Source organism: Terriglobia bacterium, from assembly GCA_032252755.1.
Taxonomy (GTDB): Bacteria; Acidobacteriota; Terriglobia; order Terriglobales; family Acidobacteriaceae; genus JAVUPY01.
This window is the reverse complement of sequence record JAVUPY010000040.1, coordinates 1-20,863: the sequence shown is the minus strand read 5'-3', so window position 1 is coordinate 20,863 and position 20,863 is coordinate 1. Positions and strand designations below refer to the sequence as shown.

At 60.1% G+C, this 20,863-nt stretch carries 15 protein-coding genes and 1 pseudogene; 6 read left to right on the top strand and 10 right to left on the bottom strand.

Annotation, left to right across the window (positions count from 1 at the left end):
• The 7 genes from ROO76_09135 to ROO76_09105 form a co-directional block, all read right to left on the bottom strand.
• Positions 1-2,066: ribonuclease E/G (locus ROO76_09135; GenBank protein MDT8068314.1), on the bottom strand; the 2,066-nt coding region annotated here is incomplete at its 3' end.
• 567 nt (positions 2,067-2,633) lie between these two features.
• Positions 2,634-3,737, bottom strand: coding sequence for a rod shape-determining protein RodA (gene rodA, locus ROO76_09130; GenBank protein ID MDT8068313.1), 1,104 nt, complete (start codon positions 3,735-3,737; stop codon positions 2,634-2,636).
• Between the two features lie 5 nt (positions 3,738-3,742).
• Positions 3,743-5,830: a penicillin-binding protein 2 gene (gene mrdA, locus ROO76_09125; protein ID MDT8068312.1), complete on the bottom strand. Its 2,088-nt coding sequence runs from the start codon at positions 5,828-5,830 to the stop codon at positions 3,743-3,745.
• A 94-nt stretch (positions 5,831-5,924) separates the two neighbouring features.
• The gene (gene mreD / locus ROO76_09120; protein ID MDT8068311.1) at positions 5,925-6,446 is read right to left on the bottom strand and encodes a rod shape-determining protein MreD; all 522 of its coding nucleotides are present in this window, start codon (positions 6,444-6,446) and stop codon (positions 5,925-5,927) included.
• 2 nt (positions 6,447-6,448) lie between these two features.
• On the bottom strand, positions 6,449-7,639 hold the full coding sequence (gene mreC, locus ROO76_09115; GenBank protein MDT8068310.1) for a rod shape-determining protein MreC: 1,191 nt from the start codon (positions 7,637-7,639) through the stop codon (positions 6,449-6,451).
• Between the two features lie 81 nt (positions 7,640-7,720).
• Positions 7,721-8,782: a rod shape-determining protein gene (locus ROO76_09110; protein MDT8068309.1), complete on the bottom strand. Its 1,062-nt coding sequence runs from the start codon at positions 8,780-8,782 to the stop codon at positions 7,721-7,723.
• Positions 8,783-9,124: 342 nt separating this feature from the next.
• On the bottom strand, positions 9,125-10,411 hold the full coding sequence (locus ROO76_09105; GenBank protein ID MDT8068308.1) for a hypothetical protein: 1,287 nt from the start codon (positions 10,409-10,411) through the stop codon (positions 9,125-9,127).
• Between the two features lie 327 nt (positions 10,412-10,738).
• On the opposite strand from ROO76_09105, the gene ROO76_09100 reads away from it, so the two are divergent.
• Both ROO76_09100 and ROO76_09095 read left to right on the top strand, forming a co-directional pair.
• Positions 10,739-12,277 (top strand): aldehyde dehydrogenase family protein, encoded by a 1,539-nt coding sequence (locus ROO76_09100; GenBank protein ID MDT8068307.1) that lies wholly within the window; start codon positions 10,739-10,741, stop codon positions 12,275-12,277.
• Positions 12,278-12,374: 97 nt separating this feature from the next.
• Positions 12,375-13,586 carry an aminotransferase class I/II-fold pyridoxal phosphate-dependent enzyme gene (locus tag ROO76_09095; GenBank protein ID MDT8068306.1) on the top strand — a complete coding sequence of 404 codons (1,212 nt, stop codon included), beginning with the start codon at positions 12,375-12,377 and terminating at the stop codon, positions 13,584-13,586.
• A gap of 137 nt (positions 13,587-13,723) precedes the next feature.
• Here the strand turns inward: ROO76_09095 and ROO76_09090 are convergent, their stop codons facing one another.
• The 3 genes and pseudogenes from ROO76_09090 to ROO76_09080 form a co-directional block, all read right to left on the bottom strand.
• Positions 13,724-14,005, bottom strand: a complete 282-nt coding sequence (locus ROO76_09090; GenBank protein MDT8068305.1) for a hypothetical protein — start codon at positions 14,003-14,005, stop codon at positions 13,724-13,726.
• 110 nt (positions 14,006-14,115) lie between these two features.
• Positions 14,116-14,293, bottom strand: a pseudogene (locus ROO76_09085) (helix-turn-helix domain-containing protein).
• A 163-nt stretch (positions 14,294-14,456) separates the two neighbouring features.
• Positions 14,457-15,395 carry a 3-oxoacyl-[acyl-carrier-protein] synthase III C-terminal domain-containing protein gene (locus ROO76_09080; GenBank protein MDT8068304.1) on the bottom strand — a complete coding sequence of 313 codons (939 nt, stop codon included), beginning with the start codon at positions 15,393-15,395 and terminating at the stop codon, positions 14,457-14,459.
• A gap of 152 nt (positions 15,396-15,547) precedes the next feature.
• Here ROO76_09080 and ROO76_09075 point away from each other — a divergent pair, with 152 nt between their 5' ends.
• The 4 genes from ROO76_09075 to ROO76_09060 form a co-directional block, all read left to right on the top strand.
• Positions 15,548-16,258, top strand: coding sequence for a CpsB/CapC family capsule biosynthesis tyrosine phosphatase (locus tag ROO76_09075; protein ID MDT8068303.1), 711 nt, complete (start codon positions 15,548-15,550; stop codon positions 16,256-16,258).
• Between the two features lie 132 nt (positions 16,259-16,390).
• Positions 16,391-19,303 (top strand): GAF domain-containing protein, encoded by a 2,913-nt coding sequence (locus ROO76_09070; protein ID MDT8068302.1) that lies wholly within the window; start codon positions 16,391-16,393, stop codon positions 19,301-19,303.
• 176 nt (positions 19,304-19,479) lie between these two features.
• A complete protein-coding gene (locus tag ROO76_09065) occupies positions 19,480-20,466 on the top strand; it encodes an aldo/keto reductase (GenBank protein MDT8068301.1) in 987 nt (328 codons plus the stop codon).
• Positions 20,467-20,524: 58 nt separating this feature from the next.
• A partial coding sequence (locus ROO76_09060; GenBank protein MDT8068300.1) for a cupin domain-containing protein occupies positions 20,525-20,863 on the top strand: 339 nt, incomplete at its 3' end.

Genomic DNA, 20,863 nt, shown 5'->3' with positions numbered 1-20,863 from the left:
AGGTTCATCAGGAAGCGCAGATCGGCGCGCAGGTCTTCTTCCGATGCGCCCTCTGCCGCAGTCCGCACGATAAATCCGCCTGAGGACTCGCCGCGCTCGTGCATCAGAACCCGCTTAAGCCTGTGGCGTTCCTCGTCAGAGGCGATCTTCCGGCTGACGCCGATGTGCGTGACGGTTGGCATAAACACCAGGAACCGGCCGGGCAGGGCAATATGCGAAGTAATGCGCGCACCCTTTTTGGCGATGGGCTCCTTGGCAATCTGAACCAGAATCTCCTGGCCCGGCTTCAGCAGGTCGCTGATCACCGGCAGATCCGTTGTCTGCATCGAGCGGCGCGGGGGACCACCGCGCCGTTGGTCGCTACGCTGCTGTCCGCCGCCACGTCCACCGCGGCGGCCGCGTCCACCCCGTTCGCGGCGTTGCTGGCCTGAACCGTCAGCGCTGGGCGCCGCGCCTTCACCGTTTTCGTCTTCTTCTTCCTCAAAGACCTCGTTCTCAGTGCTCTTCTCGTCGAAGTTGAGTTGAATGCGGTGATCGAGGTGCGCTTCCTGCAGCATTTCGCCCAGTTCACCTGAGCGAACCTGCGTGGCGAGCGTTTCTTCTTCGTAATCGTCGAGATCGTTAGCGTCGTTCTTGTGGTGCCGCGAGTGATGAAGCGGATCGAACTCTTCGCCCTCGATAACTTCTTCTTCAATCAGGCCCGCTCCGGGCGCGTAGGCTGAAACGGACTTCACTGGAGTTTCGGCGGTCTTGGAGGCCGGCTCCTCGTTCTTTTTGTCCTTCTTGCCGAAACCGAACAAGCGGAAGCTTGAGGGTGGCATCGGGTCTATCTTGTGCGACGCCGAACCGTCTTCGGTTTCCTCGGATTCGATAGCTGCATGTCCCGAAGCGGCCGTCTCCACCGGAGCCGCATCCTCGGCGATCGTCTCGCCCGCCCGGGCAACTTCAGTGGCGATATCGGCAGAAGGTTCGGTAGCTGACTCTGGTAAGAGAACGTGCTCGACAACCTCATCGATATCGTCGGCGGAGGTTTCCTCCGTCATACTCTCTTCAAACTCGGGCGCCGCTTCGTGCGGATCGAGCTCGAACTCCTCAGTCTCTTCGACAAATTCCTGAGCATGAGCCGGGGTAACTTCCGCTGCATATTCGACCGGCGAATTCTCGGCAGTCTCGGCCTCAGCTTCAGGCTCGGTCTGGCGCGCGCGGTGCTTCGAAAGCGATTCGCCAGGCAGCAGGCCGCTGCCATCCCACTCAAGCGGCGCTTCAATCAGCGTGGAGGGTTTTGAAAAGCTCCCCGCGCGAGCCGGTGCCTGCACGGCAGGCTTGCTCTCTTCCTCTGCGGAGGTACCGCCATACTTTGAAAGCGATTCGCCGGGCAATACGAACGGAACGGGGGTGGCCGAAGCTGCTCTTGGCGCGGGTTCGTCGGCACGCTGTTCTGAAACGTGCACTTGATGAGCAATCTCCGGTTCATCGGATACCGCTTCAATCGAGTGAATGCGAGGTTCAGGGCTCTGGCGAGCTTCGTCACCTTGTCCCTGGCCGCGAGCTCCACGGCGATGCCGGCGGCCACGCCAACGGCGCGAACCCCCCGGTCCCTGATCCTGCTGTTCGCCGGATTCAGTCTCAGGTGGTGCAAAGGATATCTCCGCTGCCTGGGTAGCTGGTTGACTGACTTCTTCAACTGGGGCTGGCCGGCGCTCGCGCGGCTGATTTTCCTGACGCTGACCGCCCCCGCGATTGGCTCCGTCTCCGTTGCTGTGCCGAATTTCGCGTGGCGGCTGGTTAGCTCCGCTGGCGGCGGCTTTCTCTAGCTCGTCGGTCTCTTCCGAGTCCTCGAGTTCCATGAAGTCGGTTACGTACAGGAAGGCGTCCCGTTCGAGGCCGAGATCTACAAAGGCTGACTGCATGCCGGGGAGCACGCGCGTCACGCGACCGTTGTAAATGGAGCCTGCCAGGGTGTATTCATTCTCGCGTTCGTAATAGATTTCCGCGAGTTGATCGTCTTCAAGAATTGCAAGCCGCGTCTCATGCGGCGTGCTGGAAATACAAATCTCTTTTGCCATCTTGCCTTTCCGCCCGGTGGCGTTTGCCTGCCGGGGCCTGCGGCGGGGTCAGATGGAGCGAGTCGAAGCCGGGCGGGATGGAGATGGGCAAAAGGGATGACCTGCGCGTCGCTGGTAGGCCGGTAACCGCACGGCTGCGCGCCCTGGCGGGCGGCAAACCACTGCGGATGTCCTGCTGAACAAGCTGTCCGAAAAAGGAATCCGATTGCAGAGAGTTTGTGGCCAACCGTGCCTGGATTCCAGGCGGGGCCGTTCCACCGGTGGCGTCTGCGCGGCGTGATTGCGGGCCAGGGAAGGGGTCTCGGTGCCCCACTGCATTCCACTCCCGCGACCAATACCTCTCGCCGGAGCCCCCGGATGCTCTCGCGCATGCCGTGCAAGTTGTACGCTGCCAACGGTCTTCCCGTCTCTGCGTGCTCATGAACTCAATCCTGCCGGGCTCGGCTCCATCGGATACCGACCGGCTATCTGCTTGAAAATGCTCCTCTTGTGGTCCAGGAAACCCCGGTGGCGCACAAGAGCTGAACCTGTGCTTCTTCTGTCCCCGCCCCCTTTGGACCGGGACCCTCAGTTTACAAACCGGCGCATGCGCACGTTCATCGCCACACCCAGCGCCAGGAAGGTAAACAACACCGAAGATCCACCGTAACTCATTAACGGTAAAGGGATTCCGGTGACGGGCATAAACCCGATGACCATGCCCACGTTGACCGCAATCTGGAAGGTCAACACAGCCACGATTCCCATAATAATCAGGGACCCGGGCAGGTCTGCGGCTGTTTGAGCGTTTTGAATCAAACGCATCAATATAAGGAAGTATAGCAGCAGGACAAAAACCGCGCCTGCAAAGCCGTGCTCCTCACCGAAGGCCGCAAAGATGAAGTCCGCGTGCGGGATCGGCAGAAAGTCCCCCTGCGTCTGCGTTCCCTTCTCCGCGCCTTTGCCCCAGATGCCGCCCGAGCCCACCGCAATCAGCGACTGGCGAATCTGGTAGCCGCTGCCCCGGGGGTCGTTTTCAGGGTTGATGAAGCTGGTGAGTCGCGCCTTCTGGTAAGGCTTCAGCACCTTGCCACTGGACCACGCACCTGCCACAAGCACCAGCCCGGCCGTCACCAGAATCAGCGACTGCCGCAGGTTGATGCCTCCCAGGAATAGCCCTGCCACCAGAATTGGCGCGTAGGTCAGCGTCGTGCCCAGGTCGGGCTGCTTCAGCACCAGCAGCATGGGCATGCCCACCAGCGCAAAGGCCTTGAAGATGTCTTTCCACGTCAGGCTTCGCGCGCCCAGGTTGGCAAAGTAGCGCGCCACTGCCAGTACCAGCACGACTTTTACCCATTCCGACGGCTGAAAGAGCAGCGGCCCCAGCTTGATCCAGCGCCGCGCACCCAGGGCCTTGTGCCCGATGCCCGGCACCAGCACCGCCGCCAGCGAAACCAGGCAGAATCCATACGCCCACGGAACCCAGTCCAGCAGCCGGTGGTAGTCAATCCTGGAGAACAGGAACATAGCCGCGAGCCCGCCCGCGATCCAGAAGATCTGCTTGGTATGGAAGCCCGTGTACTTGGTGTGCAGCGTGGCGGAGTAGATTTCAAACACCGACAGAGTGCACAGCAGCATCACCATGCCCAGCAGGGCCCAGTCAAAGTCGCGAAAGCTGAGGAAACGCCGCATCTGGCTCATGGCTTCTTCCAGGGCAGCTCGGGCAGTGCCAAGCCGAGCTGTGCCGGGCCGGGCGACCGATGCGGTTCAGGGGCAGGGCTCTGCATGTGCCCATTGCGGGCTACCGCGGGGCTCGATGCAGGCAGGGAACCCGGCCCCGGATTCACAAAGAAGTGTCCGCCCCGTACGCGTTGAGTCCTGCCGCCGTTGCGCGGGTCCGGCACGGACCAGACCGCGCCCACCTCCGCCGGCGGCGGCGGTGTCTTGCTCTGCGGCAGGTTATGCGCCAGCCGCCGCTGCTTCTCCACGTAAGCCGCTACCACCTTGGCGCCGATGCGCGCCGGGTAGTAGCTGAACTCGCCGTTCTGCCACAACACGGCCACCACCAGCTCCGGGTTGCGGCGTGGCGTGACGCCCACGAACCACGCGTTGGGGAACGTCAACCGGGTCTTGGCCATGTGGCTCAGGGTGTCATGGCCCACCACCTGCGCCGTGCCCGTCTTGCCTGCCAGGTCGATGCCGTCCAGATGCGCCGATCCGGCCGTATGGAACGCTCCCGGCTCCGTCACCTGGGCCATGCCGTCCGTAATCGTCATCCAATCCTCGGGCGGAATGGGAATGTTCGCCTCGCCCGAGCCGGGAAAGCTGTCCAGCAGCGCATGGCGAAAGTCGGCCGGAAGCTCGTCCGGGAACACCACATGCGGGCGCACCATGTGTCCATCCGAAGCGATGCCGCTGATGATGCGGGCCAGCTGCAGCGGTGTGGCCTCAATCGCGCCCTGCCCGATGCCTACAGAGATGGTTTCGCCCGCGTACCATCTGCGGTGGTAGTTCCTCATCAGCCACTGCGGCGAGGGCATCAGGCCCGGCTGTTCGCCCGGCAGGTCGATGCCCGTCTTCTGCCCGAATCCAAACCGCTGGGCGTAGGCGGCGATGCGATCAATACCCAGCTTGTCAGCCAGCGTGTAATAAAACGTGTCGCAGGAGTCGGGGATCGCGTTGTGGATGTCCACCGCACCGTGCTTTGCGTCGCAATGGTAGTAGTGGCCATAGAAGTCGGCGCCGCCGTTGCAGTAGACATGCAGGTTCTGCGCGATGCCCTCCTGCAGTCCAGCCACGGACATCAGGATCTTGAACGTGGACCCCGGCGCCAACTGCGCCTGAATGGCCTTGTTCATCAGCGGGTGAGAGGGGTCGGTGACCAGCTTGTTCCATGCCGAGCGGTCAATGCGCACGGCAAAGGCGTTCGGGTCAAAGCTGGGCCGCGACACCATGGCCAGGATCTCCCCATTGCGCGGGTCCATGGCTACAATCGCCCCGTCCCGGTCCCCCAGCGCCAGCTCCGCGGCGCGCTGCAGGTCGTTGTCGATGGTCAGCCGCAAATCCTTTCCGGGGATGGCGTGCTGGGTTCGCAGATAGCCCGCCTCGCGGCCGCGGCTGTCCACAATCACGTCCCGCGAGCCGTCCTGCCCCCGCAGCAGCTGGTCATAGCTTTCTTCCACGCCCGCCTTGCCCACCACGTCGCCCGGCTCATAGGCGGCATAGCGCGGATCGTTCAGCATCTCCTCGCTCACCTCGCCCACATAGCCGATCAGGTGCGCCGCAAAGCCGTCGCGCGGATAGAGCCTGCGCTCCTCGTCGATGGTCTCCAGCTCTGGCAGCTCGTTGCGGTGCGCTTCGATGAAGGCCTGCTCGTCGGCGGTGACGTCCTGCTTGATGGGGATGGGCTGATAGCCCGGCGATTTGCGATAGCGGTGCAGCGTGGCGCGCAACTGCTCCAGGTCCAGGTGCAGTCCCCGCGCAATCAAAGGCAGGTCGGCATCGACCGTGTGGCTCTGTTCGCGCACCAGAAAGCACGAGATGGACGGGTAGTTGTCCACAATCAGGCGGTTTTCCCGGTCAAACAGCTTGCCGCGGCCGGCAAGAATCGGCACTTTGCGAATGCGGTTCTGCTCAGCCAGCACGCGAAAATTGTCAGCGCCCAGCACCTGCAGCCGCCACAGCCCCGCCGCCAGCGCCAGCATCATCAGCAGAATGCCGTACTGTACCGCCGTCAGCTTTGCACCGGAGAGCTTTTCGCCTCGTGTGACCCTGTCGAAAACCATCTGCCTGCTTGTCTCAGGATACCGCGTCCTGCAATGAAATCCGCGCTCTGCCAGCACCCGCCTGCCCGCTTGAAAGAAGGACGGCTCGCCGCCTTCAATCGCTTATCTTGAACCGGTCGAGCAGGGGAAACATCACCAGTGCAATCACCGTGTTGCCCAGCGCCCGGGACAGCTCGGCCAGCCACGTCCATTCCAGAGTCAACCCCAGCAGAACCTGGAACTCAAAGATATACAAGGCGCTTGACAGCAACGACAGCAGGAAGGTGAGCATGACGCGGATGGTGTGGTTTTCCACGTCAATCCGCACCCCCACAGACGCCGCCAGAAAGCCCACCACCGTCTTGGCTATGCCGTTGAGGCCGATGGCATGCTGCGTCAGCGCGTCCTCGAAGAGGCCCAGCGCACCGCCCATGAGCGTTCCCTGGATGGGACTGTGCCTGCCCAGGGCAAAATACACCGTGACCACCAGGGGCAGATCAAACCAGGCAAACCTGCCCAGCACGCGCGGCAGCCAGGCCTGCAGTACCAGCGCCACCAGCGGCACCAGCGCGTACAGCAGCACTGGAAAGCGGTGCACCTCCACGTCGCGGCGGGTGTTGGCCATCAGCACAGGCATGCTCAGGGATTCCTCCGCTGCGGAGCGTCCGGGCGCGGGCTGGTTGTTGTTCCTGCGCTACTTCCAGATCCGGGGGTTGCGCCCTCTGGCTGGCCCGGCGCGGCTCCCGGCGAAAACCGGTCCGGATGCAAGGGTAGTGGCGTGTGCGCCACGGGAACCGGCGGCGTGCTGTCGAGTAGCGGCTGCTGATCCGGGGGCAGGTTGGGGTCAATCAGTCCCGGCAGGCGTTCGGCCATAATCTCTGAGGCCTTCTTCTGCGCGTTCGCCGCCTCTACCTCAGCGCCCTTCTCTGCTTCGCTGGTGGCCATATCCTGCTGCTGTTCGGCAGGGAAGCGCGGCTCAGTCGAAGTAATCACCAGCACCTCGTCCAGCCTGTCCAGCGCCACGGCAGGCTTCACAATCACATGGATGTAGGAATCGTGCTCCGGGTCCGGCACCACTTTCTCCACTACGCCCACTGGAAGCCCGCGCGGGAAAATCTCGTCGCCGCCTGCCGTCAGCACCTTCTCGCCCGGCTTGATGCGGCTATCCTCCATGATGTCCACAACCTGCGGCTGGCCCGCCGCGTTGCCGCGCAAAATGCCGCGGATGCGTGTTGTCTCCAGAATCACGCCCGCGCCGCTGGTCTGGTCGTTAATCAGCAGCACTTGCGCCGAATGGGGAAACACATCGCGCACCTTGCCCACAATCCCGTCCGGCGTAATCACCGCCATGTCGCGCTGCAGGCCGTCCGCCGCGCCCTTGTCCAGGTACACCACGTGCGACTGCGCGCTGCCGCTGGTGCCGATAATCTGCGCCGCCAGTGTTTTGTAAATATACTTTTCCTGAAAGTGCAGCAGTCCCTGCAGGCGCTGGCCTTGCCGCGCATCTGCCAGCAGCGCCGCCTGCTCCAGCCGCAGCCGGCCAATGGTCTGCTCGAGTTGCTGGTTCTGCTCGCGCACGTGGCGCAGGTCAATGTAGTTCTGCCACAGGTCTGTGATGCCCTGGCTGGTCGCGTGAAAGGCCCGCTCCGGCGGCGAAACCAGCGCATTGGCCCACAGCCGTATCAGCCTGACCCCGCTTCCATCGTGCCGATCCATGCTCATGCGTCCGCTGTCAGTCTGGTGCACCTGCATGGCCAGACCGAGGATTTGCGCCACCAGCATTGCCAGCAGCACTACGAGATTCCGGTAGCGGACGAAGAAGGATTCCATCGCGGTTTGGGCTCAGGGTTCAGAAATCAGCAGACACGGACCCCAAACGCCTGATCCCTGATCTCTGAACCCTGACCCCTGTTAGTCGATCTTGATCTTGCGCAGCAGTCGGAAGTCAGACAGCATCTTGCCCGTGCCCAGCACCACGCTGGCCAGCGGATCATCGGCCACGGAAACGGGCAGCCCGGTCTCTTCGCGGATGCGCTTGTCCAGATTCTTGATCAGCGCGCCGCCGCCCGTCAGCACAATGCCGCGATCGCTGATGTCGGCAGACAGTTCCGGCGGTGTGCGCTCCAGCGCCACGCGAATCGCGTTCATGATGACCGCAATGCATTCGCCCAGCGACTCGCGGATTTCGCTGTCGTCGATGCTGATGGTCTTGGGCACGCCTTCAATCAGGTTGCGCCCCTTGATCTCCATGGTCAGAGGCTTGTCCAGCGGATAGGCTGACCCGATCTCGATCTTGATCTGCTCTGCGGTGCGCTCGCCAATCAGCAGGTTGTACTTGCGCTTGAGGTAGTTGGTAATGGCCTCGTCCATCTGGTTGCCGGCCATGCGCACCGAACGCGAATACACAATGCCCGAGAGCGAGATGACGGCGATATCCGTGGTGCCGCCGCCGATGTCCACCACCATGTTGCCGCCGGGCTCCTGGATCGGCAGCCCAGCGCCGATGGCGGCCACCATGGCCTGCTCCACCAGGTAAACCTCGCTGGCCTTGGCGCGATACGCCGAGTCCTCGACGGCGCGCTTTTCCACCTGCGTAATCTCAGAGGGCACGCCGATCACAATGCGCGGATGCACCAGCATCTTGCGGTTGTGCGCCTTCTGAATGAAGTAGTTCAACATCTTCTCCGTCACCTTGAAGTCGGCGATCACGCCGTCCTTCATTGGCTTGATGGCGACGATGTTGCCCGGTGTGCGGCCCAGCATCTCTTTCGCTTCCTTGCCGACCGCTTCTACTTCAGCTGTGTTCTTGTTGATCGCGACGATGGAAGGTTCGTTAACTACGATGCCCTTACCTCTTGCGTAAACCAGCGTGTTCGCGGTGCCAAGGTCGATGGCAAGATCGCTGGAAAACATGCTGAAGAGAGACCGAAGATTCGACCAACGCGAACTGCTATGGAATCCATTCGATGACATTGCTGCGGCTTTCTCTCTTTTTCTTATCTATGTGTACTTCTGAACTTGAGCCTCGAACCCGCTACTCTGTTTATCTCACACTTACAGACCAGACCCGATACACCGAAGGCCCTGGTACGTCTGGTTAATATTCCAAGGACGATGCGGGCAGGACCGGAAGGCTAACTCCGCGGGCACGCTCGCATTGATATTACTACTTTTACAACGCCCAGATACCTAACTATTGCCATGCTACCTGCCACTTTTGGTAAACGTTCCGAACCTGAGACCGCCTGGGTGCCTCAGCATAATGCCCGCTTTTTGATGCCGGGTTAGTTCCCCAAGGCCTCACGAACCATCACCCTACTGAATCACGATCTTCTTCTGCTTCGTGTTTACGCCGCCCTTGCTGTTCTGCGCCGTAATCGTCAAAATGTTCTCGCCGGTCGGCAATGGCGCTGTCAAGAACTGGAAGCTGCCATCCGATGTGACCAGCGGAACCTCCTGCCCGTTCACCATCACCCTTGCGTTCGGTTCGGTTTTGCCGCGCACTTCAATCACGTGACCGTGTTGTATAAAATTCTCCAACTCCAGCGGAATCGTCACTGATTCCGGTCCCTTCGGAATCACCGTGAAGCGGTTCTTCTCGCTGTCGATCGACTCGTTCCCCTTCTCGTCCAGCGACTGCACCGACCAGTAATACGCACCCTCCGACATTTCCGCGGTCAACTCCGGCGTTGCCACCTTTTCGTCGATCACGGTAGAGGAGAAATATGGATTTCGCGAGACGCGCAAATGATACCCGGCGACCTTCTCGACCGGTGCCCAGGTGAATTGCACCACTGCGAGTTTTCCGCCGGTAAAGATCGGCGCCATGTTCGCAGGCCCAATCAGCACTGGCGGCCCCAGGACCTTGCTCTTCGCCATTGTGGTCGAATCATTTTTGAAATCGACCTTCTCGAAGTCGCCCAAGCGAACCGTTTCGGTCCCGCGCACGACTTCGCCGGAACCTTTGTTCACCTGGATCTCATGCACATCGCCGCGTGGATCGTTTTTCACGTGTGCGGATGTGTCGGGGGAGAACGTTGCTCGCGCCCCGGCAACCACAACCTGCGAACTCGAGCCCTGCGAGAAAGTAGCCGTCGAAAGATCGACCGTACCGGTCGTCACCTGCACCGAAACCTGTGTCTGTTGGTTGGCGTTAACAGAGTTGTCTTCAATGACAATCAGCGAATCCTGCTTGACCGTGTAGCTGGTACCATCGGCGAAGACGACCTTCGCGATCCCTTCCGATCCGGTCTGGACGACGTCGCCTTTCTCCAGCGGAACACTGTAATCGGCGTTCTGCCAGGTGTTGCTGTTCGCCCGCTTAACCTTCACGGTTCCATCGATGGCGGTGAAGTGCGCCTGTTGCGGGCCGATGCCGCCCGCCTTCTTCCCGTTGGAGAGGATGCCCATCTTTTCCAGTTGTTCGGAGACGTAACTACCGGCCTGTGCCATCACGGACTTAACCGTGTTAGGAGCCAGGATGTAAGCGACAATGGAAACCAGGACAACAAGGAAAAGCACGGAAAGGAGGACACTGCGATAAGTAATAGTAGTCCAGGAAATCTGCAGGCCTTCTCGGGTTCGCCCTCTGCTTTTAGCCACGTTAATTCCGAAGTAACTGGAAGATGTTACGGAGAGTAACACAGGAAAACCCGGCAGCAATAGGGTTAAACCATGACAAATAAGGCTCTTCCGGACAATGACCTTTAGGAGTAACCTGCCTTTCCGTTCTTGGTTCTCCGTTCGTCGAAATCGCACCCTCTGCTTAAGTGCGGCTCAAGTCCTACCAGTGACTCCCGAAAAACCTGGTGCCCAACCCGACCCACCGAAGAACGAGGAACGAAGAACCTTCCGGCCCCTCCACTTGCTACGACTTGGGCCAAAGCATACGATTGAAAGGTTGCGAAATTATCAGAGGAGCGTACTGTGATGGCCACCTCGGAACTTACTTCTTCCCTCGGGACCAGCCCGGTCGGGAAGTCGCGCATTTTTAAGAACTTCATCGATGGCGAGTGGGTCGAATCCACCACCGGCCAGACCTTCGAAAACATCAATCCGGCCGACACCCGGGACGTCGTAGCCATTTTCCAGAAATCCGGCAAAGAAGACGTCGACGCCGCTGTTGACGCCGCCAAGAGGGCATTCCGGAAGTGGAGCCTCACGCCGGCCCCGCATCGCGCCGAGTTGGTCTACCGGGCCTCACAAATCCTGATGGAGCGCAAAGAAGAGTGCTCGCGCGACATGACTCGCGAGATGGGCAAGATACTGAAAGAGACCCGCGGCGACACCCAGGAAGCCATCGATACCGGCTTCTACATGGCCGGCGAAGGCCGTCGCATGTATGGTCACACAACGCCAAGCGAACTCCCCAACAAATTCGCGATGTGCATACGCCAACCCATCGGTGTCTGCGGCATGATCACCCCGTGGAACTTCCCCATGGCCATCCCATCCTGGAAGCTCTTCCCCGCCATCATCGCCGGCAACACCTGCGTTATCAAGCCGGCGCAGGACACACCACTCTCGACGTTTAACTTCGTCCGCGCCCTCGTCGATGCTGGCCTGCCCAAAGGCGTCATCAACATCGTCTCCGGAACCGGTTCGATGGTTGGCACGCCGCTCACCGAGCATCCCGACGTCCGCGCGATTTCGCTGACCGGCTCAACCGCCGTAGGAAAGATCGTCGGCGCCGAGTGCGCCAAGACCTTCAAGCGCTGCTCGCTCGAACTCGGCGGCAAGAACCCCATGATCGTCCTCGACGACGCCAACCTCGAACTGGCGCTCGAAGGCGCGCTCTGGGGCGCGTTCGGCACCACCGGACAGCGCTGCACAGCCACCAGCCGCATCATCGTGCAGAAAGGTGTCTATAACGAGTTTGTTCATCGCCTCGTCGAGCGCGCCAAGAAACTGAAGGTCGGCAACGGCCTCGACGAGACCGTCGAGATGGGTCCCGCCGTCAACAAGGCGCAGTTAGAGACTGACCTGAGCTACGTTGAGATCGGCAAGAACGAAGGTGCCAAGCTGATGTGCGGCGGCAACCGCCTGGATTCCGGAGACTACCAGTACGGCTTCTTCATGGAGCCGACCGTGTTCTCCGAAGTCGATCGCAAGATGCGCATCGCGCAGGAAGAAATCTTCGGCCCCGTCGTCTCGATCATTCCTTGCGACAACCTCGAAGACGCGATCGAAATCGCAAACGGCGTGGCCTACGGCCTGTCGTCGGCACTGTATACCAAGGACATCAATCGTGCCTTCGGAGCGATTCGCGATCTCGAAGCCGGTATCACCTACATCAACGCACCGACCATCGGCGCAGAGGTTCACCTGCCCTTCGGCGGCGTGAAGCAGACCGGCAACGGTCACCGCGAAGGCGGCATCGGCGCATTCGATTTCTACACCGAGTGGAAGGCCGTCTACGTCGACTACTCCGACAAGCTGCAGAAGGCCCAGATCGATCGCGTGGATTAAGAGTTTTTGGGTGCCCCATCCTAGCCCGCTTTTGGCTAGGGTGGGGCAGTTAGGCTAGGGTGGGGTAGTTCCTCAATATGAATCAGGACTCATAAATATGATTACAAAACAAATCTCCGCCGTTCTCCCCGCCGACCGCATGGCAAACGTTCGCTATGCCATTCGCGACCTCGCGGTACTTGCCGATGAAGTAGCTCGACAGGGCAATAGAATCCTCTACCTCAACATCGGCGACCCCTGCAAGTACGATTTCAAAACCCCGCCGCACATGATCGAGGCTGTGCACAAGGCGATGATCGACGGCTATAACGGCTACGCCGAATCGCTGGGCATCAAGCCCGCCGTCGAGGCGATCCACCGCCACGCCGAGCAGGACGGCTTCAAGAACATCCAAAGCATCTTCGTCTGCTTCGGCTCCGGCGAGGCCATCGACAGCTGCCTCACGGCACTCGTCAACCCCGGTGACAACGTACTGACGCCGAGCCCCGAATATCCACTCTATGGCGCCGTGCTGGCAAAACTGAGCGCGACTCCAAATGCCTACGATCTCGACGAGTCGAATGGCTGGCAGCCGGATCTCGCAGATATCGAGCGCAAGGTTAACGCGCGCACGAAAGCCATTCTTCTCATTAATCCGAACAACCCCACCGGCGCCGTTTACTCGCGCACGACTCTCGAATCGATTGCCGAAATCGCGCGCCGCCACAACCTGATGATCTTCGCCGACGAGATCTACGACAAGCTGATCATCGACGACGACGCGAAGCACATCTCGATCGCAACCCTCGCGCCCGACGTTCCCTGCATCACTTTCAATGGCTTATCGAAAGCCTACCTCGTGCCCGGATGGCGCATCGGCTGGGGCATTGCCACCGGACCGAAGGAACTGTTGGCCCCATATCTCGAAGGCGTCCACAAACTGCTGCGCGCCCGACTCTCGGCGCCGCATCCGTTCCAGTTGGCCGTCGCACACGCTCTCGACGGCCCTCAAGACCACCTGAAGGTGGTCCGCGAGAAACTCCGCAGCCGTCGTGACCTGACCGCGCAGTGGGCATCGAAGACCCCGCGCGTCTCCTTGGTCTCGCCGAAGGGCGCCTTCTACGCCCACCCGACGCTCGACATCCCCGACGACGACCTGAGCTTCGTCAGCGACCTTCTCCGTCAGAAACACGTCCTCGTCGTGCACGGTTCCGGCTTCGGCCAGGTGCCCGGCACGAGGCACATGCGCATCGTCTTCCTGCCTGAAGAACCGGTGCTCACGGCGGCGTACGAGAAGATCAGCGAATTTATGAAAGAGAGATACACCTAATCCGAATTGACAGTTGACGATTTTCGCATTGACGATTAGGCCCGCCGAAAGGCGGGCCGTCTTCTCAGATTCTAGGTCGATATACCTATTCGAACGCTTGCCACTCAGTGAATTAACTGCGCCGCTCTCGCCTCGCGTTAGCGGCTGCCGGTCGCCTGCTGGCTGGTGGATATTACCCCGTGCGCGTAATCATTACCCACGCAATCGGTCAGGTGTGACAACTCCTGTAGTGTCAGTTCATCCGGGGTCAATCCGGTTGCGGCAGTCAGATAGCAGCTCAAGCAGATTGAATCCGTGGTGCCATCCGTGTTGTGTCGGTAGATAAAACGCCCATTCGGCACAAAGTCGATCTCCGTCGTTGCCACTCCAAGGTTGGCGAGGGTTCTCGCAATGGGGCGCGAACTAGGGGAGGCTTTCATGCCAGACGTCATTTGCAATCTTATTGCCAGTCATGAACGAAATCGGACGAGCCAAAGCATCTTTACCCGGGGAGACATTCCACCTGGAAACGCTTGTGAACTCGCAACCGCTACTCAGAAAAATGTGCTCTTCTCATACATCCAGTCTCGTAAATATGCGTCTCTGAATTTTTCTCAAAACTCGGGAGATCGGCGGGCTGACACTCCAGCACTTCGCACAATCGCTCTAACGTTCAAACGCATTTTCCTCCTCGCGAGCATCACGTCCACGTTCACCACAATCGGCATTGTGCGTTCTCCCCCCTGCCAGATAGTAAGTTCGTTCTCTTCCTTTAACTCCACCGCAGGGTCTATAAACCACGCAAAGCGATTAGGACAGCCCCGATCGCGAGTGCGTCAAAGTGACCTTTAAATGTTTTCGGCGGGTGCAGGGACGGGAAGGCGCGAATTATCACCCTCTCCTGCTCTTAGCCAGCACCGCTCCCCAGTGATACCCCGCCCCGAACGCCGCGAACACGAAGTAGTGTCCCGGTTTGGTCGTCCGGCCGCGGAAGTATTCGTCGGCAATGATCAGCATCGACGCCGATGACGTATTGCCGTACTCGCGGATGTTGAGCGGGAAGCTGGCCTTGTCGGCGCCGATCGCGTGCGCGACCGATTCGACCACGTGCTGATTGGCCTGGTGGACGAGGAAGGCCTCGACTTCTTTGGGGTGCAGGTCGCTGTTGTGCAGGACTTCGCGGATGGCCGCCGGAAGCTTCTTATTGGCATTGCGGATCACGTTTCGTCCACGCATTTCGAGCGGCGAAACAAATCCCAGCCGCAGATCCTCGCTGCCCGTCCCGTCCGTATGCAGCATCGAATCCACAATCTCCAGGAACCCATCTCGCGCGCTCACCAGGCACGCGCCGGCGCCATCTCCAAACAGTGCCGCTGATGACCGGTTGATCGGCTGGCGCAGCGCCACGGTTGACATCTTCTCCGAACCAATAACCAAAACATTGGCGTAACGTGGCGCGAGGTCCCGGGCCATAGCCAATGCAAAAATCGACCCCGCACTGGCCATTGGAAGATCAATAGCGGCTGCGCGGGTAAGGCCGAGCTTTTCCGCGACTGTTGCCGCAGGGCCGGGAAAACTGCGTGGAGATGTTCCGCTGGTGACGATGACCAGTCCAATGTCCTTGGGAGAGATATGGTCCGAGCGCAGGCAGGCTTCGCCCGCGCATGTTGCGAGCGCCGCGACGTCTTCGTATTCGGCGGCAAACCGGCGCTGCTCGATGCCGGAGACGCCGACGATCCACTCGGGCGTACGCCCGATGAACCATCCGATCTCTTCGTTCTTGACGACGCGGGATGGAAGATAAGACCCGAAGGCTCGGATGAATGACATATATGAGGACCGAAAATCGTCGCACACGAATGTGCGGAGTGTAAAGGAGGGCACGCAAATATGGATTCTCGACCGGCGATTTTGATTTAATCGGTCGGGGAGTTCGCTTCTCTCATTTTTTTGTTTTTCCCTTTGCCGGTTTGCCGTTTCGTATGGTTGACATTCACAGTCACGTTTTGCCGGGCGTTGATGACGGCGCCAGATCGTGGGAGATCGCGGTCGAGATGTGTCGCATGGCCGCCGCCGACGGCATTACGCACATGGTTGCGACGCCGCACGCGAACGACGAATTCGCCTACGACCGGCAGGCCCATGAAGCTGTGCTCGCGCAACTACGCGAGAGGGTGAATGGTGCGATAGAACTGACGCTCGGATGCGACGTTCATATGTCGTTCGACAACGTCATGACGCTGCGCAAAAACCCGGCGAAGTTCTGCATCGGCAGAACGAACTACTTCCTTGTGGAGTTCAGCGATTTCGGCATGTCGCGCATGATGGTCAGTATGCTGAAAGAATTTCTCGACAACGGCTTGCGCCCCATCATCACTCATCCGGAACGCAATCGGACACTGCAGCAGACGCCCGGGACCATCATCGAGATGGCGGAGATCGGATGCGCGATTCAGGTGACCGCGAATTCGTTCACCGGGTTCTGGGGTAGCGTGCCGAAGAAAACCGCGCAATGGTTGCTGAGGCAGGGTGCGGTGCATGTGCTCGCGACGGACTCGCACGATCCGGTACACCGCCGTCCGATCCTCTCCGAGGGCCGAGCGGCAGTGGAGCAATTGGCTGGCGAAGAAGCGGCGGAGTTACTTGTGAGCAGGAACCCCGAGGCCATTGTCCGGGGTGAAAGCCTGATCTAATGCTTTCGTAGGCTTGAGCAACGCGCAAACGAAAGATAAGATACGTCCCCACTCGCAATTGGGGACATTTGGAGCGGGACTATCAAACGCTCATCGCATGGCGAAGCGTCAAAGCGCGCACCAAGCAAGAAGGTGACAAGGACCTCTCCGCGCCGTAAAGCCCCCGGCAATCTCTCCCTCGAGTTCGACCGTATTACCAACCAGATCCCAATCGTTCTCTGGACGACCGACCGCGAATTGAATTTCACGTCCGTTTCTGGAGGCGGCGTCGGTGCATTGCAAGACGCGATGAAAACGAGCGTTCCACCGGGTTCCATCTTCGATCTCCTCCAGTCGCACGAGGCCAGTTTGCCGCCTATTCGCAACCATCTACGCGCGCTCGCAGGCGAGTCCGTCGGCTACGAATACGAATTCGCAGGCCGCGTGTATGACACGCACCTCGAACCACTGTTCGCCGAGCGCGAAATCATCGGGGTAATCGGCGTCGCTATCGATATCACCGACCAGAAGGGCGCGGCCCGCTACCGCGAGACACAATTCGCGACCACCCGCATCCTCGCCCAATCCACCACTCTGCACGAGGCCATCGTCCATCTCCTCGAAGCCATCTGCCAGGGCGTCGATTGGGACTTCGGCCGCATGTGGCGACGCGACGAGGGCACGAAGCGGTTGCGACTCGAAGCACAGTGGCAGGGCCCTCAATTCTTCGCCGATGCGCCCATCGCTTCAGCCGAAATCTGTCCCGGCAACCATTGCATCGGATGTCTCGTCGCAGCAAACGGCGAGGCCATGTGGACAACAGACGTCGCCGAAGATAAGAGCGCGGGGCCGGAGATCATCAATGCCGGTCTGCGCTCCTATTTCGCGGTCCCCGTACAGCACGCGCATCAGACCGTCGGAGTCATGGAATTCTTCAGTCGCGCCGTCCGCTATCCCGACTTCGAACTGCTCAAGGCGATGACGGACATAGGCAGCCAGATCGGCTTCTTCATAGAGCGCAAGAATGCGGAAGACGAGCGTGAGCGTTCGGAAAAGCTTCAATCCGCGTTGTACCGTATTGCCAGCCTCACGAGCGCTGCCACCGACCTTGACGAGTTCTACCGCTCGATTCACAACATCGTCTCCGAACTCATGGAGGCTGGGAATTTCTACATCGCCGTGCTTTCTGAGGACGGCGAACGAATTGAAGCTCCGTATTTCGTTGACGAGGAGGATGAAACTCCTCCGCCTCCCGAGGCCTGGCGTGGTGGATTGACCGAGTACGTGCTTCGCACGGGCGCGCCGTTGCTGGTGGATCCGGAAAAATTCGAGCAGATGGCCGTCGAAAGCAAGGTCGTTTCGCGCGGCGCACCTTCGCTCGACTGGCTTGGCGTGCCGCTCAAATCGGGCGACAAAACTTTCGGCGTACTCGTCGTCCAGAGCTACTCGGAAAAATCCCGCTTCGGTCTGAAGGAAGCCGAGATCTTGAACTTCGTATCGCAGCAGGTCGCGAGCGCGATCGTGCAGCGACGCGGCCAGGACGCGCTGCGGCGCTCGGAAGAACGCTACCGCTCGCAGGTGCAGAGCGCCGTCTATGGCCTCTATCGCTCCAGCGTTCAGGGAAAATTCCTCGACGTCAATCCGGCGCTCGTTCAGATGCTCGGTTACGATTCGGCGGAAGAGTTGTATGCGATGGACATGGCGCGCGATCTCTACGCCAATCCCGAGCAGAGGCAGATTCTTGTTAACGAATTCGCGAACGCGCAGCGCATCGAGGGCGTCGAGACCCGCTGGAAACGCAAGGACGGCAAGATCATCACCGTGCGCATCAGTGGCCGCGCGGGCCTGAAATATCCCGGCGAGCCCGAGAGCTTCGAGATGATCGCCGAGGACGTTACCGAGCGCCGCATGCTCGAAGAGCAACTCCTGCATTCGCAAAAAATGGAAGCTGTCGGTCGCCTCGCCGGCGGCGTCGCGCACGACTTCAACAACTTGCTGACCGTGATCAAGGGTTACAGCGAGCTGATGCTCAACGAGGTCACCGAAAAAGATCCAATGCGCGCCGAGGTCGAAGAGATCCGCCGCGCAGCCGAGCGAGCCGCTTCCCTCACCCGCCAGTTGCTCGCCTTCAGCCGGCGCCAGGTGCTCGAACCCAAGGTACTCGATCTGAACACCGTCATCGGGAACATGCAGAAGCTGCTGCAAAGACTCCTCGGTGAAGACGTCGAGTTGCAGGTCTCGCTCAATCCCAGCCTCGGCCATGTCAAGGCCGATCCCGGACAGGTCGAGCAGGTCATCATGAACCTCGCCGTCAATGCGCGCGACGCAATGCCGCACGGCGGCAAACTCACTCTGGAGACGAGCAATCACGTCATTGACGAGACCTACGCGCGCGAGCATGCCATAGTCCATGCTGGAAACTACGCGATGATGGCTGTTACCGATAACGGTGTTGGCATGGACCCCGATACCGTCTCGCACATCTTCGAGCCATTCTTTACCACCAAGGAATTGGGCAAAGGAACGGGACTCGGTCTTTCCACCGTTTACGGCATCGTCAAGCAGAGCGGCGGATACATATGGGTCTACAGCGAACCGGGACGCGGAACCAGCTTTAAGATCTATCTTCCGATCGTCTCGTCAGGCAAACCCGACGAGACCGGCTCGCGTCCGGCGCTGACTCCCTCCTATCGCGGAACCGAAACCATTCTCCTCGTCGAAGATGAAGATGGCGTGCGCGCGCTCGTCCGCGAAGTGCTGCAGCGTAATGGATATCACGTGCTCGAGACGCGCAACGGCGGCGAGGCCCTGCTCGCCTGCGAACAGCATCCGGACAAGATTCACCTTCTGCTGAGCGATGTCGTGCTGGCGCAGATGACCGGGACGGAGCTCTCTCGTCGCCTGATGCCGCTACGTCTCGAGATGAAGGTGCTGTTCATCTCCGGATACACCGAAGAAGCCATCATTCACCAGGGCGTGCTGGAAGAAGGAACGGCGTTCCTGCAGAAGCCGTTCACGCCAAACGTGCTTGCCCGCAAAGTCCGCGAAGTTCTCGACAACAAGTAACTCGCCAGCTCCGCGGATAAATACCGCGCTTCCGTGGTCTCACATCTGCCGCAGTCAGACATGGGCACCGTGCTCTCTCGAACTAAGTCTGTCGTGTTCTGCATGCACTCTGGCGCGATTTGCAGTACCCTGCGTCGTGGCGAACATCTAACCTGGGGATATTCAAAGGAGCGCGAATGCAAAAACGCAAGCTGGGAAGAAGCAATCTTGAAGTCTCCGCGCTCGGCCTTGGCTGCATGGGCCTGAGCTCCGGTTATGGCCGGCCCGTCGACAAGCAGGCCGGGATCGACCTGATCCGCGCGGCCGTCGAACGCGGCGTGACCTTCTTCGATACCGCAGAAGTTTACGGCCCGTTCACCAACGAAGAACTCGTCGGTGAAGCTCTCGCGCCATTTCGTAACGACGTTGTGATTGCCACCAAGTTTGGTTTTCACATCGAGGACGGTAAGCAGTCCGGCGTCAACAGCCGTCCCGAACACATCCGGCAAGTGGCCGAAGATTCCCTTAAGCGCCTCAGGACCGACTACATCGATCTCTTCTATCAGCATCGCGTAGACGACAAGGTTCCCATCGAAGACGTTGCTGGAACCGTGAAGGACCTCATCCAGCAGGGCAAGGTGAAGCACTTCGGACTCTCCGAAGCCGGCCCCATTACCATTCGCCGTGCCCACAAAGTGCAGCCGGTAACCGCCCTGCAGAACGAATACTCGCTCTGGTGGCGAGAGCCGGAGGCGGAAATCTTTCCCGCTCTCGAAGAACTAGGCATTGGATTCGTCCCCTTCAGCCCGCTCGGTAGAGGATTCCTGACCGGCACGATCAGCAAGGACACGGAATTCGATCAGAACGATTTCCGCAACAAGCTCCCCCGCTTCTCGCCCGAAAATCGCGGCGCGAACCAGAACGTCGTCGAACTGATCGCCCGATTCGCCAAACAGAAAAACGCAACCCCCGCGCAGATCGCGCTGGCATGGCTGCTGGCACAGAAGCCGTGGATCGTTCCGATCCCGGGCACGACGAAGCTGCACCGACTGGAAGAGAACCTCGGAGCGGCCGGTATCGAACTTGCGGCAGAAGATATCCGCGAGCTGGAGAGCGCTGCATCAAATGTCACTGTGCAAGGAACACGGTATCCCGAGGAATTGCAGAAACTCGTGGGCCGCTGAGTGGCATACCAGGCTCGGGATAAAGGAATACTAAGTCGCAAATGAAGGAGTTCGGAAAATGGAAATCAGAAGAGTTGGCTCGCAGGCTTCTGCCCCAGGACCGTCAGAGTGGTTCACTGGTACGGTACGGATCGATCCTCTGATTCAGGCACCGGAGCCGGCGCGAGTGCAGGGCGCGAGCGTAACCTTCGAGCCGGGAGCACGGACGGCATGGCATACGCATCCGTTGGGCCAGACTCTGATCGTGACGGCGGGCTGCGGCCGCGTGCAACGGTGGGGCGGTCCGGTGGAGGAGATTCGGCCGGGCGACGTGATCTGGTTCTCGCCCGGAGAGAAGCACTGGCATGGAGCCGCGCCGACGACGGCCATGACGCACATCGCCATCCAGGAAAAGCTC

Bases quoted from the DNA above. Each gene is read 5' to 3' on its own strand.
- ROO76_09090 (MDT8068305.1), bottom strand. From the start codon at position 14,005: ATGAAAGCCTCCCCTAGTTCGCGCCCCATTGCGAGAACCCTCGCCAAC.
- ROO76_09095 (MDT8068306.1), top strand. From the start codon at position 12,375: ATGATTACAAAACAAATCTCCGCCGTTCTCCCCGCCGACCGCATGGCA.
- mreD (MDT8068311.1), bottom strand. From the start codon at position 6,446: ATGCCTGTGCTGATGGCCAACACCCGCCGCGACGTGGAGGTGCACCGC.
- ROO76_09100 (MDT8068307.1), top strand. From the start codon at position 10,739: ATGGCCACCTCGGAACTTACTTCTTCCCTCGGGACCAGCCCGGTCGGG.
- mrdA (MDT8068312.1), bottom strand. From the start codon at position 5,830: ATGGTTTTCGACAGGGTCACACGAGGCGAAAAGCTCTCCGGTGCAAAG.
- mreC (MDT8068310.1), bottom strand. From the start codon at position 7,639: ATGGAATCCTTCTTCGTCCGCTACCGGAATCTCGTAGTGCTGCTGGCA.
- ROO76_09065 (MDT8068301.1), top strand. From the start codon at position 19,480: ATGCAAAAACGCAAGCTGGGAAGAAGCAATCTTGAAGTCTCCGCGCTC.
- rodA (MDT8068313.1), bottom strand. From the start codon at position 3,737: ATGCGGCGTTTCCTCAGCTTTCGCGACTTTGACTGGGCCCTGCTGGGC.
- ROO76_09080 (MDT8068304.1), bottom strand. From the start codon at position 15,395: ATGTCATTCATCCGAGCCTTCGGGTCTTATCTTCCATCCCGCGTCGTC.
- ROO76_09075 (MDT8068303.1), top strand. From the start codon at position 15,548: ATGGTTGACATTCACAGTCACGTTTTGCCGGGCGTTGATGACGGCGCC.
- ROO76_09110 (MDT8068309.1), bottom strand. From the start codon at position 8,782: ATGTCATCGAATGGATTCCATAGCAGTTCGCGTTGGTCGAATCTTCGG.